12 protein-coding genes and 1 pseudogene are annotated in these 12,883 nt (G+C 60.6%); 3 read left to right on the top strand and 10 right to left on the bottom strand.

Annotated features, from left to right (window positions below; translation table 11 throughout):
• Window positions 1–71: 71 nt before the first annotated feature.
• Entirely contained in the window at window positions 72–548 is a 477-nt protein-coding gene (locus tag ACNJYD_RS10055; RefSeq protein ID WP_439366194.1) for a hypothetical protein, read from the top strand.
• 33 nt (window positions 549–581) lie between these two features.
• On the opposite strand, the gene ACNJYD_RS10050 is transcribed toward ACNJYD_RS10055, so the two are convergent.
• The gene (locus ACNJYD_RS10050) at window positions 582–1,319 is read right to left on the bottom strand and encodes a hypothetical protein (protein ID WP_439366193.1); all 738 of its coding nucleotides are present in this window, start codon (window positions 1,317–1,319) and stop codon (window positions 582–584) included.
• 260 nt (window positions 1,320–1,579) lie between these two features.
• Here ACNJYD_RS10050 and ACNJYD_RS10045 point away from each other — a divergent pair, with 260 nt between their 5' ends.
• The gene (locus ACNJYD_RS10045) at window positions 1,580–1,864 is read left to right on the top strand and encodes a hypothetical protein (protein WP_439366192.1); all 285 of its coding nucleotides are present in this window, start codon (window positions 1,580–1,582) and stop codon (window positions 1,862–1,864) included.
• A 238-nt stretch (window positions 1,865–2,102) separates the two neighbouring features.
• On the opposite strand, the gene ACNJYD_RS10040 is transcribed toward ACNJYD_RS10045, so the two are convergent.
• Complete coding sequence (locus ACNJYD_RS10040; protein ID WP_439366191.1) at window positions 2,103–2,456, bottom strand: zincin-like metallopeptidase domain-containing protein; 354 nt, start codon at window positions 2,454–2,456, stop codon at window positions 2,103–2,105.
• A 779-nt stretch (window positions 2,457–3,235) separates the two neighbouring features.
• A complete protein-coding gene (gene mntR / locus ACNJYD_RS10035) occupies window positions 3,236–3,709 on the bottom strand; it encodes a manganese-binding transcriptional regulator MntR (RefSeq protein ID WP_439366190.1) in 474 nt (157 codons plus the stop codon).
• A gap of 477 nt (window positions 3,710–4,186) precedes the next feature.
• Between mntR and ACNJYD_RS10030 the strand changes: the two genes are divergently transcribed.
• On the top strand, window positions 4,187–7,093 hold the full coding sequence (locus ACNJYD_RS10030; protein WP_439366189.1) for a TonB-dependent receptor domain-containing protein: 2,907 nt from the start codon (window positions 4,187–4,189) through the stop codon (window positions 7,091–7,093).
• Between the two features lie 25 nt (window positions 7,094–7,118).
• Here the strand turns inward: ACNJYD_RS10030 and ACNJYD_RS10025 are convergent, their stop codons facing one another.
• The 7 genes and pseudogenes from ACNJYD_RS10025 to ACNJYD_RS09995 all read right to left on the bottom strand — a co-directional run bounded on the left by ACNJYD_RS10025 (window position 7,119) and on the right by ACNJYD_RS09995 (window position 10,637).
• Window positions 7,119–7,871 (bottom strand): TonB family protein, encoded by a 753-nt coding sequence (locus ACNJYD_RS10025; protein WP_439366188.1) that lies wholly within the window; start codon window positions 7,869–7,871, stop codon window positions 7,119–7,121.
• Window positions 7,868–8,293: a TonB system transport protein ExbD gene (gene exbD, locus ACNJYD_RS10020; RefSeq protein WP_439366187.1), complete on the bottom strand. Its 426-nt coding sequence runs from the start codon at window positions 8,291–8,293 to the stop codon at window positions 7,868–7,870. Before exbD ends, ACNJYD_RS10025 begins: the two co-directional genes overlap by 4 nt.
• Before the next feature lie 4 nt (window positions 8,294–8,297).
• Window positions 8,298–9,050, bottom strand: a complete 753-nt coding sequence (gene exbB / locus ACNJYD_RS10015) for a tonB-system energizer ExbB (RefSeq protein ID WP_439367449.1) — start codon at window positions 9,048–9,050, stop codon at window positions 8,298–8,300.
• Between the two features lie 278 nt (window positions 9,051–9,328).
• Window positions 9,329–9,441 (bottom strand): annotated as a pseudogene (locus ACNJYD_RS10010) (transposase); the annotation flags it as partial.
• 302 nt (window positions 9,442–9,743) lie between these two features.
• A complete protein-coding gene (locus tag ACNJYD_RS10005; RefSeq protein WP_439366186.1) occupies window positions 9,744–10,079 on the bottom strand; it encodes a molybdopterin cofactor-binding domain-containing protein in 336 nt (111 codons plus the stop codon).
• Window positions 10,076–10,168 (bottom strand): molybdopterin cofactor-binding domain-containing protein, encoded by a 93-nt coding sequence (locus ACNJYD_RS10000; RefSeq protein WP_439366185.1) that lies wholly within the window; start codon window positions 10,166–10,168, stop codon window positions 10,076–10,078. The genes ACNJYD_RS10005 and ACNJYD_RS10000 overlap by 4 nt, the downstream gene beginning before the upstream one ends.
• Before the next feature lie 238 nt (window positions 10,169–10,406).
• On the bottom strand, window positions 10,407–10,637 hold the full coding sequence (locus ACNJYD_RS09995) for a hypothetical protein (RefSeq protein WP_439366184.1): 231 nt from the start codon (window positions 10,635–10,637) through the stop codon (window positions 10,407–10,409).
• Between the last annotated feature and the right edge of the window lie 2,246 nt (window positions 10,638–12,883).

Here is a 12,883-nt window from a genome sequence, read left to right as displayed (position 1 = left end):
GTTTCGCAACGCGACAAAGGCCAAGGAAGAATTGCTGAAGGCACTCGGCAATCTTATACGACCTGCTTTCATTGGCTGGTGCAGTCAGTTGTCGAATTGCTCAAACTCGGCGAGAAAGAGCCCCTCAAATTCGTGCACGAAAACAACTTTACGAGAAGGAAGCCAAATCCTCGTTCGAGTTCATCGCCAAGGACGCGAATCCAAAGAAAGTGCCGACGAGATTGCTCTTCGGCGGCAAACTCGAGCAGATGCCGTTGCGGACGGCAGTTATCCTCGCCTACGAGGCCTATAAGCGATTTCAGGAGCCAGACAAGCCGGAACGAAAGCCTTGGCAGATACTAAAAGCCAAAGATTGTTTCGGTTCACGTCGGCAAGGACAAATGGGTGAGTTGGTTCAGTCACTCGAAGAGATCATCAAGAACATTACTGAGAGCGAGGGCCAATCGACTCAGAAGACCTCAGCCTCCGGCTATAGTGCTTCTCGGTATTCGCTTGCCTGCGAACCCGCCGGAAACGGAATCACCCGGATCGGCAAAGGGCCCTGGTGATCGCCGGGGCCCTTTCTTCCTGCTCAGGGATACTTAGTTCGCCTTGGTGCCGTCGGATGCGTTGGCGGTTCTCTGGTCTGCCTTGCACTGGCCGCCGGTGAGGGGCTTTGCAAGCGAGGCGATCTGCCCATCCGGGTCCTTGATCCGTTCTTCCAGCATCTTCTGGAATGAGGACTGGCGCTCCGGCTTGCCGACGACCACCCAGAAATGCGTGAGCACACACCGCTGGCTACCGTCATGAGCCTGGGCCTGCATCGCCCCAATGTAGGTGCCGGGCGTATTCATTGCGTCGGCACTGAATGAGCCACCGCCGAACTCGCCGTTGAAGTGGCTAAACGCGACACTCATCACATTGCCATTCCACGCGCCATCCGTCCTGAACTGGACAGGGGCGGGATCGTCCTCCGGATCGGGTACCGAAGCACAGAGTTTCGGGTCGGTGATTTCGACCATGCGGCCGAGGACGGAGTTCGACCAGGGGGCGACCAAGAGCTTGTAGCAACTCGCCACAACGGGCTTTCCATCAGCGGCCTGCTTGTAAATCTCGACCCGCTCATACTGGCTCGTATGTTCTAGGATCAGGGGGATGAGGCGCGTCTTGACAGGTTCTTCGAGCACAGCGGAAAGGACGGCGCCCGCCACCAAGGTAACGGAGCCGACGGCGATGGTTTCGTAGAGGGCAGAACGGAGCTTCGACCATTCGGGAAGCAAGCGCTTGATGCCATGCGGCGCATTAGCAGCATTTGGAGAAGCATCCTCGACCGTAGTCATCTGATCCTCGTTGAACAAATGAGAAAAGGGGCACCCCGGCGCAATAGGCGCCGAGGTGTCGTGTTTCACCGGCACGTTAGCACCTCAGCATAGACGGGTGCACAACCGGCCCGTGGCCAGGACGCGCATGCGATCCTCCCTCTTTCGGACGGACGGTGCCGAGAACTGGATACGTGACGGTGTTCTTCGCAAACAACGGCACGCCCTGCACCTGTCCGCTCGAATAGCTGGGGAGGTCCCTGTGACTTGCCAGAACCTCGATGCAAGAAAGATCCGGGCGTGACACTCTTGAAACGCCACAATCGCGTACTTACCGCAAGCCAATCAATGCAAGTGCATCCTTTGCCAAACGTTATCAACCAATTCCAAACAGATCGATCTTGATGGCGGGCGGCATACCGCTGGTCAGAACGTTTGAGCGCTATTTGAGACATCCATTGAGCAGCATCGTTCGCTTTGCTCATTTCGTTCGAGTGGTTATTATGAATGGACCGGCATTATTCCTCGCTCTCATCGGCGGCCTAATGATCGCTCATGGCTGCTAGACGTGATTGCTGCTCTCGTCGGCTGGAGAGGCCTTGGGATAATCGGCCTTGCGCTCGCCCCCCCGCCGCAAACCCAGCCTACAAACCATCGCCCCTCCGTCACGAACCTCCTTGGGCGATTGTGAAAGTCGGACCATGCGCGGCCGTAAGCAGGGGCTTTCGGCTCTGCACGGCCAAAGCGGTCATCGATATTGAGCTAGCATTCACTGTCCGTCAAAGAGCTTACCGCCACCGCAGCCTAAGCCACGGCGGAATTTTTTACCTGGAACGCCTGTAGGAAATCCGCCGCGCGTTGCGCGTGCGAGGATTCCGTGAAGATCGCGCGCTTGTCGTTCTTCAGGACTTTGATCCACGAGGTGCTATAGAAGGCATGATCCTCCCTCACCTCAGGCGTCAGGCCAAGATCGGCCGAAAGCAAACCGACGCCGAGTTCAGCGACCAGTTCTTCCATCGCGTAGCCTGCATCGCCGAACCGCTTGCGCCCAAACTCACGATCGAGGTGCTTCTCATGCTGCGTACAGTGCGTACACTCATGCTCGCGTAGTCGCTCTCGACGTCGCGAAAGAAATCGATGCAGGGCATATGAATCCATCGAAATTGGTCGGATCATGAGGCTGGCGAAACGTGAGGATCTTCAACCCACCACTCGACGTCTATCGCGACTTTGAATGCCGCCGCAATGAGCACGTTAGCCCTAACGCTATGCATTCGTCCCGTATCCGCGCCCGGCCTTTAGGCGCCGGAGTATATCGATGCCTTGGCCCAGCCGCTTGGTGCCGTGCCCGGGATAACCGAAGAGAATTTCGATATTGAAAATGGAGTACGCTGAGTTGCTGAGGCTTAGGATCAAGCTGTGCATTGATGCTAGCTAACCTATGCAATGGGCAGCTCGTAATGCAGGACATCAAATCAAGACGGGTCTCAACCCTGGCTGCGATTGATTGGCTGTAGGCATACTGGCGCGCTGTTCAAGCTGTTTCCGAACTAAACGCCTTGCAGACATACTACGCGTCCGATCAGGACTACTGCAGGCATCAACGATTGATCGTTTTGGCATGAACAATGCTGCAGAGCGCATTGAAAAAATGAGCAATCATTCTCGAGTTACCCATTCCATGGCACGATCATGACGTACATGGGCATTTGGTCGTTCTCGTCCCTAAAGGTTCTTAGCAACAGTCCCTAAATTTTTAGCTGCCAATCAATCGGTAAACCGCAGCAAGTGTGGCCAACGCGCTAGCTTTGTTGCAGGCCACGCATCAAAGCACTACGCGGGCACGGCGCCGCAGCGGTCGGCTCCTCCGACGCGCAGCCCCACGTCTCAACATCGGCAGAGCCGCAAGCCTGTTGGTCGATGCGGGTCATGGAGCGTCAGCTAACCTTCCTCACCCTCGGCCCTTTGAGAAACTCCGAGAATGCCTTCAGGGTCGCTTCCGAAACATGATGCTCGATGCCTTCGGCGTCCGCCTCCGCAGTCTCCCGAGGCACGCCAAGCGCGAGCAGCATTTCCAGGACCAGACGGTGACGCGCGCGCACCCGCTTGGCGAGCGCTTCACCCTTCTCGGTCAGGAAAATACCGCGGTAAGGACGAGCCACCACGAGGCCTTCCCGCTTCAGCCGCGTGATTGTGTTGATCGCCGTCGGATGAGACACCCCGAGCCGCCGCGCAATATCGGTGGCGCGGGCCTCGCCGGTCGAATCAATCAGGTCGGCAATCAGTTCGACATAGTCCTCGAGGATCGCAGTCGAACGCGCCGAACGAGCCTTACCAAAACGCCGCGCCTGCGCCTGCTCGGTGGGAAGCGCATGACGCGATGGCGCGGCCGCGGAAGGCTTCGAACGCATGTGAAAAGATCCGGAATCTCAGAGCTCCGACCATGAACCCTCGCTAGCGACATTGCAAGCTCACGCAGCTGCTTTCGCGCTTGTTGCAACAGCCTCGCAATTGCAACAGGCTTGACATTGTAGTTTTTGCTGCGCATTTGTAGCTTTATCTACATTTTGGTGTACCTACTAAGTACCGCTTTGCCCGCGGTGCTGCCGCTGGGATAGAAAATGCACGTTCACTTAACTCGCTCGGCTCTTCTGAGCACGACGTCGATTGTCATGATGTGTCTGAGCGAATTCGCTCACGCCCAGCAAACCTCACCCGGGGCGACGTCCGCTCCACCGGCCGAGCAAGCGAGACCAGGCCAGCAGGCGCCCGCCGCTCCCGCGACATCCTCCCCATCCGAGGCGGCGGCTCCGCCTGCTTCCCAATCATCAAGCACCGCCGCCTCGCCTGCGTCATCCGGCTCGCCGGCCGATGTGGAAATTCCGCTGGTGACGGTCGAGGGCCGGCAGAAGAGGCTGGTACGCCGTGCCAATCGCCGAGAGACCGCCGACCGGCGCGTAACCGAGGCACCGCCAGCGCCGGCGGCCGGATCCACGACGCCGGATTCTGGCAACCCGCCCGTCGTGCCTTCCACCATCACGAGTGGTCAAATCCAGTCGAGCCCCACCCAGGGCTTCGGCAATCTATTCTTCAGCGCGCCCGGCGCCACGTCGGCCGGTATCTCGACCCAATCCTCGCGCCCGGTCCTGCGCGGACTGTCCGATGCCAGGGTTCGCATCCAGGAAAACGGCGTCGGCGCCGTCGACGTCTCTGACATCGCCCAGGATCACGCGGTGCCGATCGATCCGCTGGCTCTGCAGCGCGCGCAGGTGCTTCGCGGGCCGGCCGCGCTGCGCCTTGGGTCGCAGGCGGTCGGCGGCGTCGTCGACGTGACCAACAATCGCATCCCGACCGCCGCGCCGATTGGAGGCATGGCCGCCGAGCTGCGATCGGCTATCACCTCGGTCGACAGCGGCTGGGAAAGCGGCCTGCTGCTCGACGCCGGAAGCGGCAATGCCGCCGTGCATGCCGATGTCTATGGCCGCGGAGCGAAGGACTATCGTATCCCCAGCTACCCCTATCTGGCTCCTCCCGATCCCGCGCCGACATTCAACGGACGCCAACCTAACTCCGCGGCACATAGTGAGGGCGCATCGATCGGCGGCTCCTATCTGTTTGATGGCGGCTATGCCGGCCTGTCGGTCTCGCGATTCACAAGCGACTACCACATCCCCGGCATCGCCACCTCCGAGGCAAAGCAGCACAACCAGCTCGAGCAAACCAAGATCGCGAGCAAGGGCGAATACCGCCCCGACGCAGCAGCCCTCGCAGCCGTGCGCTATTGGCTTGGCTTTTCGGACTACCGGCACGACGAGGTTGTCAACAGCAGCGCGGCCCTCGGCGATTTCCAGAGCATCGGCGCAACGTTCAAAAACCGCCAGACGGAGGGCAAGCTCGAGTTCGAGACGCAGCCGCTCGCGACGCCGTTCGGCGCTCTGACCGGCATCGTCGGCACCCACGGAACCTACCAGCGTCTCGATACTGTCGGCCAGGCGATCCTGCGGCCGGCGCAAACCACGACGGCCGCCACCTATTTCTTGGAGGAACTGAAGCTCACCCAGACTCTGCGGGCGCAGCTCGCCGGCCGCCTCGAACATGTCGAGGTAACCGGTACGGCATTCGCATTCCCGTCAAACTACCTGCCCCCGCCGAACGAGCCGGGCAGCACACCATCCCGATCGAGTTTCCTGCCGACAAGCATCAGCTTCGCGACGATCAAGGATCTCCCCTCCTACATTCAGGCGAGCCTCACGCTGCAGCGGATCCAGCGCGCCCCGCGCCCGCTCGAATTGTTTGCCAGCGGGCCCGACGATTCCGAGAAGACCTTCAAAATCGGCAATCCCGATCTGACGCTCGAGACCGCCAACACCGTGGAAGTCGGCCTGAAGCGCACGCGTGGCGATGTCCGGTTCGATGCCCATCTTTACTACACCCGTTACAGCAACTTCATCTACGGCCGGGCGACGGGCAATTTCTGCGATGCGGATTTTTCGAGTTGCGCGCCCGCCAGCAGCGGCGACTACATCCAGGTCGCCTATTCGCAGGGCGATGCACTCTTCCGCGGCGGCGAGTTGACCTGGCAATGGGACGTGGCGCCCCTCGCGAACGGCATCTTCGGGGTGGAGGGACAGTTCGACGTCGTGCGCGCGACCTTCACCGACGGCACCAACGTGCCGCGCGTCCCGCCGATCCGGGCTGGCGCTGGCGTTTACTGGCGCAACGACAATTGGTACGGCCGGCTCCACTACCTGCATGCGTTCAGGCAGAACCACTTTGCAGAGTTCGACACGCCCACTGACGGCTACGACCTGCTCAAGGTTCAGATCGAGCACCGGCAGCAATGGCGGATGTCGGCCTGGGGGCCGGTCGAAATCGCAACCGGCCTGGTCGGCGACAATCTGCTGAACGCGAACATCCGTAACTCCGTGCAATTCCACAAGGACGAGATCCTGCTGCCCGGCAGAACCTTCAAGCTGTTCCTCAACATGAAGTACGGCGCTGACGCGCCGGCCGATGCGCCGATCGGCGCGGCGCGCGGGCAGAACGCAATGTTCTTCACGAAGGCCATTCCTGCGGCCGCATGGAGCTGGAGCGGGTTCTATGCCGGCGGTCATGCCGGCTACGCCTGGGGCACGGCAAAGACCCATGCCGGCTTCATCGAAACCGCGACGGAGACGCCGCTGTTCGGCAACACGCCGGTCGCAAGACTCGATCATGCGAGTGTCGGCGTCCTGGCCGGCCACGACTGGACTGCGGGCCGTCTGGTAGCAGGCATCGAGGGTGATTTCACTTACGCAAACCAGCACGGCCGTTCCGCCAGCACGTGCCCGGGCGCGGTCTGCAATCCGGCGCTGGCCCCGCTTGAGGCGCCGATGTCGGCCGAACTTTCCTACCGGTTCGACTGGCTCGCAACCGTGCGGGGTCGCATCGGCGTTGCGGTCACCCCGGAAACCCTCGCCTATGTCTCAGCCGGCGTTCCCTTTGGCACCGTCACAGCCTCCGGCTTAGTGTCGGGTACGACGGCCGCCGGCATTGGCTTCAGGACACCTTACAGCGTGGATAGGTTCCGCCTCGGCTGGGCCGTCGGCGCGGGCATCGAGATGAGGCTGACAGGCAACTGGACCGCAACGATCGACTACCAGCATTCCGATCTCGGAGCGCTCCGTGCCACGCCGACCTTGCCTGAGGGTGCGGTGACGTTGGTCGATACCGACGCGCGGGTCAGGACCGATGCCGTGCGCCTCGGCGTCAACTACCGCTTCGGTGCCGCCGATCGCCTGTTCGCGAGGAATTGACGGCTCTGTTAGACTGAACCGGCCGCTATTTGACCGTGAAGCGGATTGGCAGTCTCACGGCGACCGATTGGCCCGCAAACGTGTGAGGCGGCGCAGGAAACGGCTGCGCCCGCTGGAGCAAGGCGATGGCTTCGCCGTCGAGCGCACTGGAGCCGGAGCTTTGCGTGACCTGCGCATCGCTGACCAGTCCCTTGCGGTCCAGCATGAACCGGACCTGCGTGGTCCCCTGCTCATGGCGGGAACGTGCGGCTTCCGGATAGCGCTTGTTGCGCTCGATCAAGGCGAGGATCTGCGAACGCCAGGTGGCAATCGCCTGCTCGGCCTTGCGCTCCGGCCGCCCCTGCGTCAGTGCCGTGGCCACCGGCCCGACGCGGTCTGCAACCGCAGCCGGTGCCGTCGTGGCGTCGGCGGCCTGCTGCTCGGGCACGGCTTCGGGCTGCGCCTTGGTCGGCGCATCGACGACAGCCTCGGGTTTATGGGCCGGCGGCAGCTCCGGCGTGTCCTCCGGTACCGGCGTGTCGGACTTCGCCTCTGGCCGGGCCTCGGCAGGCGTCTGCTCGGGACCTGGCGCAACATCTGTGGGCGTCGTCAAGGGCGCGGCCGACACGGGCGCAAGATCCACAACGACCGCGCCAGAGGATTCGTCCGGCTCGAGATAGTCCGGCTCGCCCCATGCGACCAGCGATGCCGTGAGACCGCCGTACAGCGTGACCACGACGAGCCCCGAGAAAGTCCAGCGCCTCAGATCCGAGGCATCTTCGGCCGCAAGAACTGTCATGGCGCAGCCGACTGCTCCAGGCCAACCAGCGCCACCTTGAGGTAACCGGCACTCCGCAAGCCATTCATGACCTGCATCACCTCGCCATAGGGAACGGCCTTGTCGGCGCGCAAAAATATCCGGCTGTCCTTCCGGCCCTGGGTCGCGGCATCGAGCGCGTCGGCAAGCACCGCGCGGCTCACTGTCGCCTCGCCGACCGAGAGCGAAAGATCGGGCCTTACCGTAAGATACACCGGCTTATCGGGACGCGCATGCGGCTGCGCGTTCGAAGCCGGCAGGTCCACGGCGACATCGACGGTGGCGAGCGGCGCCGCCACCATGAAGATGATGAGCAATACGAGGATGACGTCGATGAACGGCGTCACGTTGATATCGTTGATCTCGGCGAGCTCGGTGCCGGACTGGCTGAGATTAACCGCCACGGGATCACTCCGCGGCCGCGAGCTGCGGTCGTCGCACGACAATCGCGCCGCCGTCGAGATCGCGGCCTGCGAGCCGCACGATCTCCGCAACGCCGTCACCGAGTAGTGCCCGGTAGGCAGCGATCTGACGGGCGAACAGGTTGTAGATCACCACCGCCGGAATGGCCGCGACGAGCCCGAGCGCGGTCGCCAGCAACGCCTCGGCGATGCCGGGCGCGACCACTGCCAGATTGGTGGTCTGGGACTTCGATATGCCCACAAAACTGTTCATGATGCCCCAGACCGTGCCGAACAGGCCAACGAAGGGCCCGGTCGCACCGATTGTTGCCAGCACGCCGGTGCCGAATGCGATGCGCCGGCTGGCGCCGGCCTCGATTTGCTGCAATCGGGACGTGATGCGAGCCTTGATGCCCTCGCTGTCCATGCGATCGGTGCTTAGGCCCAGCTCCGCGACAGCGCCGTCCAGCAACCGCGCTATGGGCCCCGGGGGCATCGTTCGCACCGCATCTTCGATGCTTCTGGCCTTCGCGAGCTCGTGCAGCGAGCGCCTCACGCTCCTCCGAGCACCGAAAATCTCAATCGTCTTGGACAGCCATACCGTACAAGTCACAAAGGTGGCAAAAGCCAGCCCAATCATCACGGCCTTTACGATAACGTCGGCTTGCAGGAACATGCCCCAGGGACTGAGGTCGCGAGGCAGGACGGCGCTTCCGATTGCCGCGCCTTCGGACGGGCTCTGCGCGTATATTGGGTCCATGGCGGCGGCCAAACAGAGCATGACGATCATGACGCAGCCAAGACTGCCGGTCCCAGGCCTCCTTACCGGCACAGCTGGACCTGCGCAACGGCGCGAGATTGTCAAGAATTGCATTGAACCAGGCCCTCCAGCAGTTGTTGCGATATTGCTTCTACATCATCATGTAGCATCAGCTACCTCTTGCTGCAAATGCTAAGTCAGGAGAAGAACGATGCAACTTCACCGACGTCGCGCTCATCGCGTTCCGTCGTGGGGCCATGGCTGCGGTGGCCAACGTCTATGCTGGCGCCGCTGAGGCCATGCCTCCGGCACAGATGGGCGACCAAAACGCTGGCCACATGCTCCTTTAAGATTCCGATGATCTGCCCTCCGAAAAGCGGCTATGCTTCATGCTCTGGGTCCTTGCCTTGGGCCTGCTTCAAACGGATTAAGCCGGCAGGGCAAGGTCACGCCCTCGTTGCTACAACCAGCGTAGATGGACGCGAAGACTCAGGTCGAGTTGCCGTCTGCTTTTGTGCGTCTTTGACTGCGGGCAATCTGCGAGCGACGTTGCTCCTATCGACGGGCAGCGTAACTAGCCCGGCGGAGCTTTGATGCCCCGCTAAAAGCCGTCCGTGTGCGCGATCTACTTGCGCGCCTGTGCGGTTCGGACTTGCTCGGCAACGTTCGAAGCGCTACTGGCTCATCGTCGCCTCACGAATTAGGCCGCGCAGCTTCGCCGGCGTCAACGGCAAGAAGTCCGCCTTGGCTGAAGAGCTTCAACGCGCCCTCGAATGCACTGCCTATGGCGGGCGGAGCGCCCATTCTGCCACCCTCGCCGCTGCCTTTGATCCCGTATTCGGTAAAGGGCGATGGCGCTCCCACGTGACCAACCCGGACATTTGGAGGCACTTCGTTGATACTAGGCAGGATGTAGCCGGCGAAGTTTGCGTTCAGTAGCTGGCCATCGTCGCCGTACTTGTACTCCTCATAGATTGCTGAACCGATTCCCTGCGCCGTACCGCCGCGGACATGGCCTGCGAGTGTCATCGGGATACCGTGGGGCCGCAATCATGCACGGCGACATAGTCGAGAAACTTGACCTTGCTGGTCTCAACGTCAACCTCGACGACCGGCATGCAATGGCGCTCGCTTCCGGAGACAGGCGGCCGGTCCGATAGGGCCTGGCGCTGCCGTACTTTTCCTCGACTTTGCGGGCGGTTGAAAATTCGCCTTCTAGCCCAACGAATGATTCTTTGGCCCTAAGCGGAGAAGCAGTGGCTTATGGCGCCCGCACGCGTACCGGTATAGAGGCCGATCGGCGTGAACCGTGCGACGTGCCTCAACGGTCGTTCATCGGACAAGCTTGGATGGCGATCATGTACCGTCGTGTCGGTCCTCTGCCGAATGCCAGTCCGCGCCGTAGAGATGAATCATCTCGCGATGGGACCGATTGATGAAGGCGCGCTCGATGCAATAGCCGGCCGCGAATGAGACTACAAGCGCAAGGCCACAGGCGATGTAGCCGTTAAAATCCCACAAAATGCTGACGCTGGCGCTTGCGATAAAAGTGACAGCAATGACCGTATTGCGAAATGCGTTGACCATGTTGCTCCCCAACCAGTCGCGGCGGAACAACCTAGCATTGCGTCCATGACGATTAGCGGCGAAAATGGCCGACCACTCGCCGTCTTCCTGCTCATCGAGTCGGCACTTTCTTGCCGCACGGCTCCAGAAGATCTGCCGCCACGAGGTGCCGCCCCTAGCTCAAATCGAACTGGCGATGGCGCTCTCGTCGTACCGAAGCAGTCCAGGCCACTTCTTGGAGGTAGTGCTGTGTGCACCACGAGTATCCAGGATCCGCTTATTCCCTCCCTCCCTGACTACAGCTACGGCGCCTTAAATTAAGGCAAATGCGAGCAAGCTAGAGCACAGAAGCGCGATACCGACAGCGGTCAGGGCCAAGAGACTACCCGAAACAAGGTCGTGATCGCGCATGGAGCCGTCCTCGATTGCGCCAAGAAGCCAATACAAACCGCCGCTGCTTTCCCGCCGATCAGCACTTTTGTTCAACTCTGATGCAAAATTCCTTCCCTTCTCGATTGGGAATGCATGTTTTCGTCGTTCTCAGGGCGAGTTTGCTGTTTTGCGGCAGGACAACCAGCATAACCATTACCGGCTTTTGCGAACCGAAGGTGTTCGCGCCTCACGAGCCGCGGGTTCGTAGTTAACGCTTCGCGGTCCTTGTGAAGCATCGGAGCGAGACGTTTCATAGTTGCTCCATGGCTTTCGGATTGATGTCGTCAAATGCGCGGCTTTTTCATTCTTCTTGTGGCCTTTGCGATCATGGTGTCCGCACGCGGTCAGCTCCATACTGACTTCGTGCCGCGACCGACTGCGCCCATGCCACCGGTCAATGCACCATAGCTCAACGGCGTTTGGAGCCGCAAAACTTATTGCTGAACTTCCAACCCGAGGAAACATAGCGACCCTCACACAATACTTTCGATCTGTACCGCAGCTTTCGACGTGAGCACCCGGCCCGCCCTCGCCGGGTCAGCCAGGTCATTCCATGAATGCAGAACTGGCGCAGCAGCACTTAAGCCCTGCGTCGAAGCGTTTGGCCTCTAACCTCCTGTTAAGCTCAACTTTCCGAAATGGCCGCCGTTTATGGCAGTTGCGACTCGTTCGAAACCGACCTCTTGCGGGAGCCCGGCCTCATCGCCGCGGTGATCGCCGGAACGGAGCAAGATGACAGGACGTGGGAGCTGAGACTCTGGTCTCTCACAAGGTCGATTTTCTGACGCCATATCGCTCGCATTATCGACAGAATTACCAACTGTACCGAGTGCACGGATCCTGGTCGGCTGGGTGGACGATTGCTTCTAAATCTGCCCACAACGCTGAGTTTTCAGGGAATGAGCACTTGTAAGCGGTCTGACCTAAGATTGCGTGGAGCGCCTTCTTTCTCCGAGACGGTCAACTCTGAGATTTCCGAATGTTCACCTGACGTACGGCATCATTCTAGTCACTTACCGCCACATGCTCGGCGCGTGTCGGAGCGCATCGAGCCCAATCTGCTCGAGACGCTCGCGCGTCCTCTCACCTTTGCTGGCGGCTTCCAGAAGCTTCGAGGCGACATGTGCCCGCACGCCACCATCACTCCCAGGCACGTTTACACAGACCGTTTCGAGGATCTCCCGCAGAAGTGCTGTGGTAGTGGCATCCAACATCGGAGAATCCCTCCAATTGAAGGGCGATGATAGCACAGCGCGATTTCTAGTTGAATTGATCGAGTAACCGAAACACCAATACCGCTTGCTTCGATCGATCGTCTGCCTCAGCTCCCCTCCTCCTGTGCTTCCGCCTACCCTTTCCGTTCTGTGCCTACTCCCTGCTGGGCCAATTCCGATGCGTCAATCTCAAATTGTAGTCTTGTAGCCCTAGCGAGACGGCCATCGCGCACGCGGCGGCCCTAAACGCCAAAATTCCTCGCTCGAGTGGAGATTTTCAGCGAATTCCACCTCTGCGATCGTGCGAAGTTGCGTCGCATGTGCATCGAAGCGGCGACTACCGGGAGCGGAGCGATAGGATACTGCCCTCAGCCCCGGTACTCCGCAGCTCGCAGTCGGTCGACCCAACAGCCTGATCTCTCCTGAACAGCAAGGTCCCCAAAACCGAACCGATGGAGCGTTTCCTGCTAGGTGGGCAAGCTGGGTAACAGACTTACCGCGATCAGGCACCAGCTGCAGAAAGCTTGCTGGCAGACCAACAAGAATCCGGAGGTGTAATCCAACAATCTTTTGAATGCGCGGCGTATTCTTTGTGTGGTCTCGTCTCCTGATGTTTTGATG

It is taken from the genome of Bradyrhizobium sp. SPXBL-02, from assembly GCF_051853065.1.
GTDB lineage: Bacteria > Pseudomonadota > Alphaproteobacteria > Rhizobiales > Xanthobacteraceae > Bradyrhizobium.
The sequence above is the reverse complement of the archived record's forward strand: the minus strand, read 5'-3'. Positions and strand labels throughout refer to the sequence as shown.

Bases quoted from the DNA above. Each gene is read 5' to 3' on its own strand.
- ACNJYD_RS10050 (WP_439366193.1), bottom strand. From the start codon at position 1,319: ATGACTACGGTCGAGGATGCTTCTCCAAATGCTGCTAATGCGCCGCAT.
- ACNJYD_RS10045 (WP_439366192.1), top strand. From the start codon at position 1,580: ATGCAAGAAAGATCCGGGCGTGACACTCTTGAAACGCCACAATCGCGT.
- ACNJYD_RS10040 (WP_439366191.1), bottom strand. From the start codon at position 2,456: ATGGATTCATATGCCCTGCATCGATTTCTTTCGCGACGTCGAGAGCGA.
- mntR (WP_439366190.1), bottom strand. From the start codon at position 3,709: ATGCGTTCGAAGCCTTCCGCGGCCGCGCCATCGCGTCATGCGCTTCCC.
- ACNJYD_RS10025 (WP_439366188.1), bottom strand. From the start codon at position 7,871: ATGACAGTTCTTGCGGCCGAAGATGCCTCGGATCTGAGGCGCTGGACT.
- exbB (WP_439367449.1), bottom strand. From the start codon at position 9,050: ATGGACCCAATATACGCGCAGAGCCCGTCCGAAGGCGCGGCAATCGGA.
- ACNJYD_RS10005 (WP_439366186.1), bottom strand. From the start codon at position 10,079: ATGACACTCGCAGGCCATGTCCGCGGCGGTACGGCGCAGGGAATCGGT.
- ACNJYD_RS10000 (WP_439366185.1), bottom strand. From the start codon at position 10,168: ATGCCGGTCGTCGAGGTTGACGTTGAGACCAGCAAGGTCAAGTTTCTC.
- ACNJYD_RS09995 (WP_439366184.1), bottom strand. From the start codon at position 10,637: ATGGTCAACGCATTTCGCAATACGGTCATTGCTGTCACTTTTATCGCA.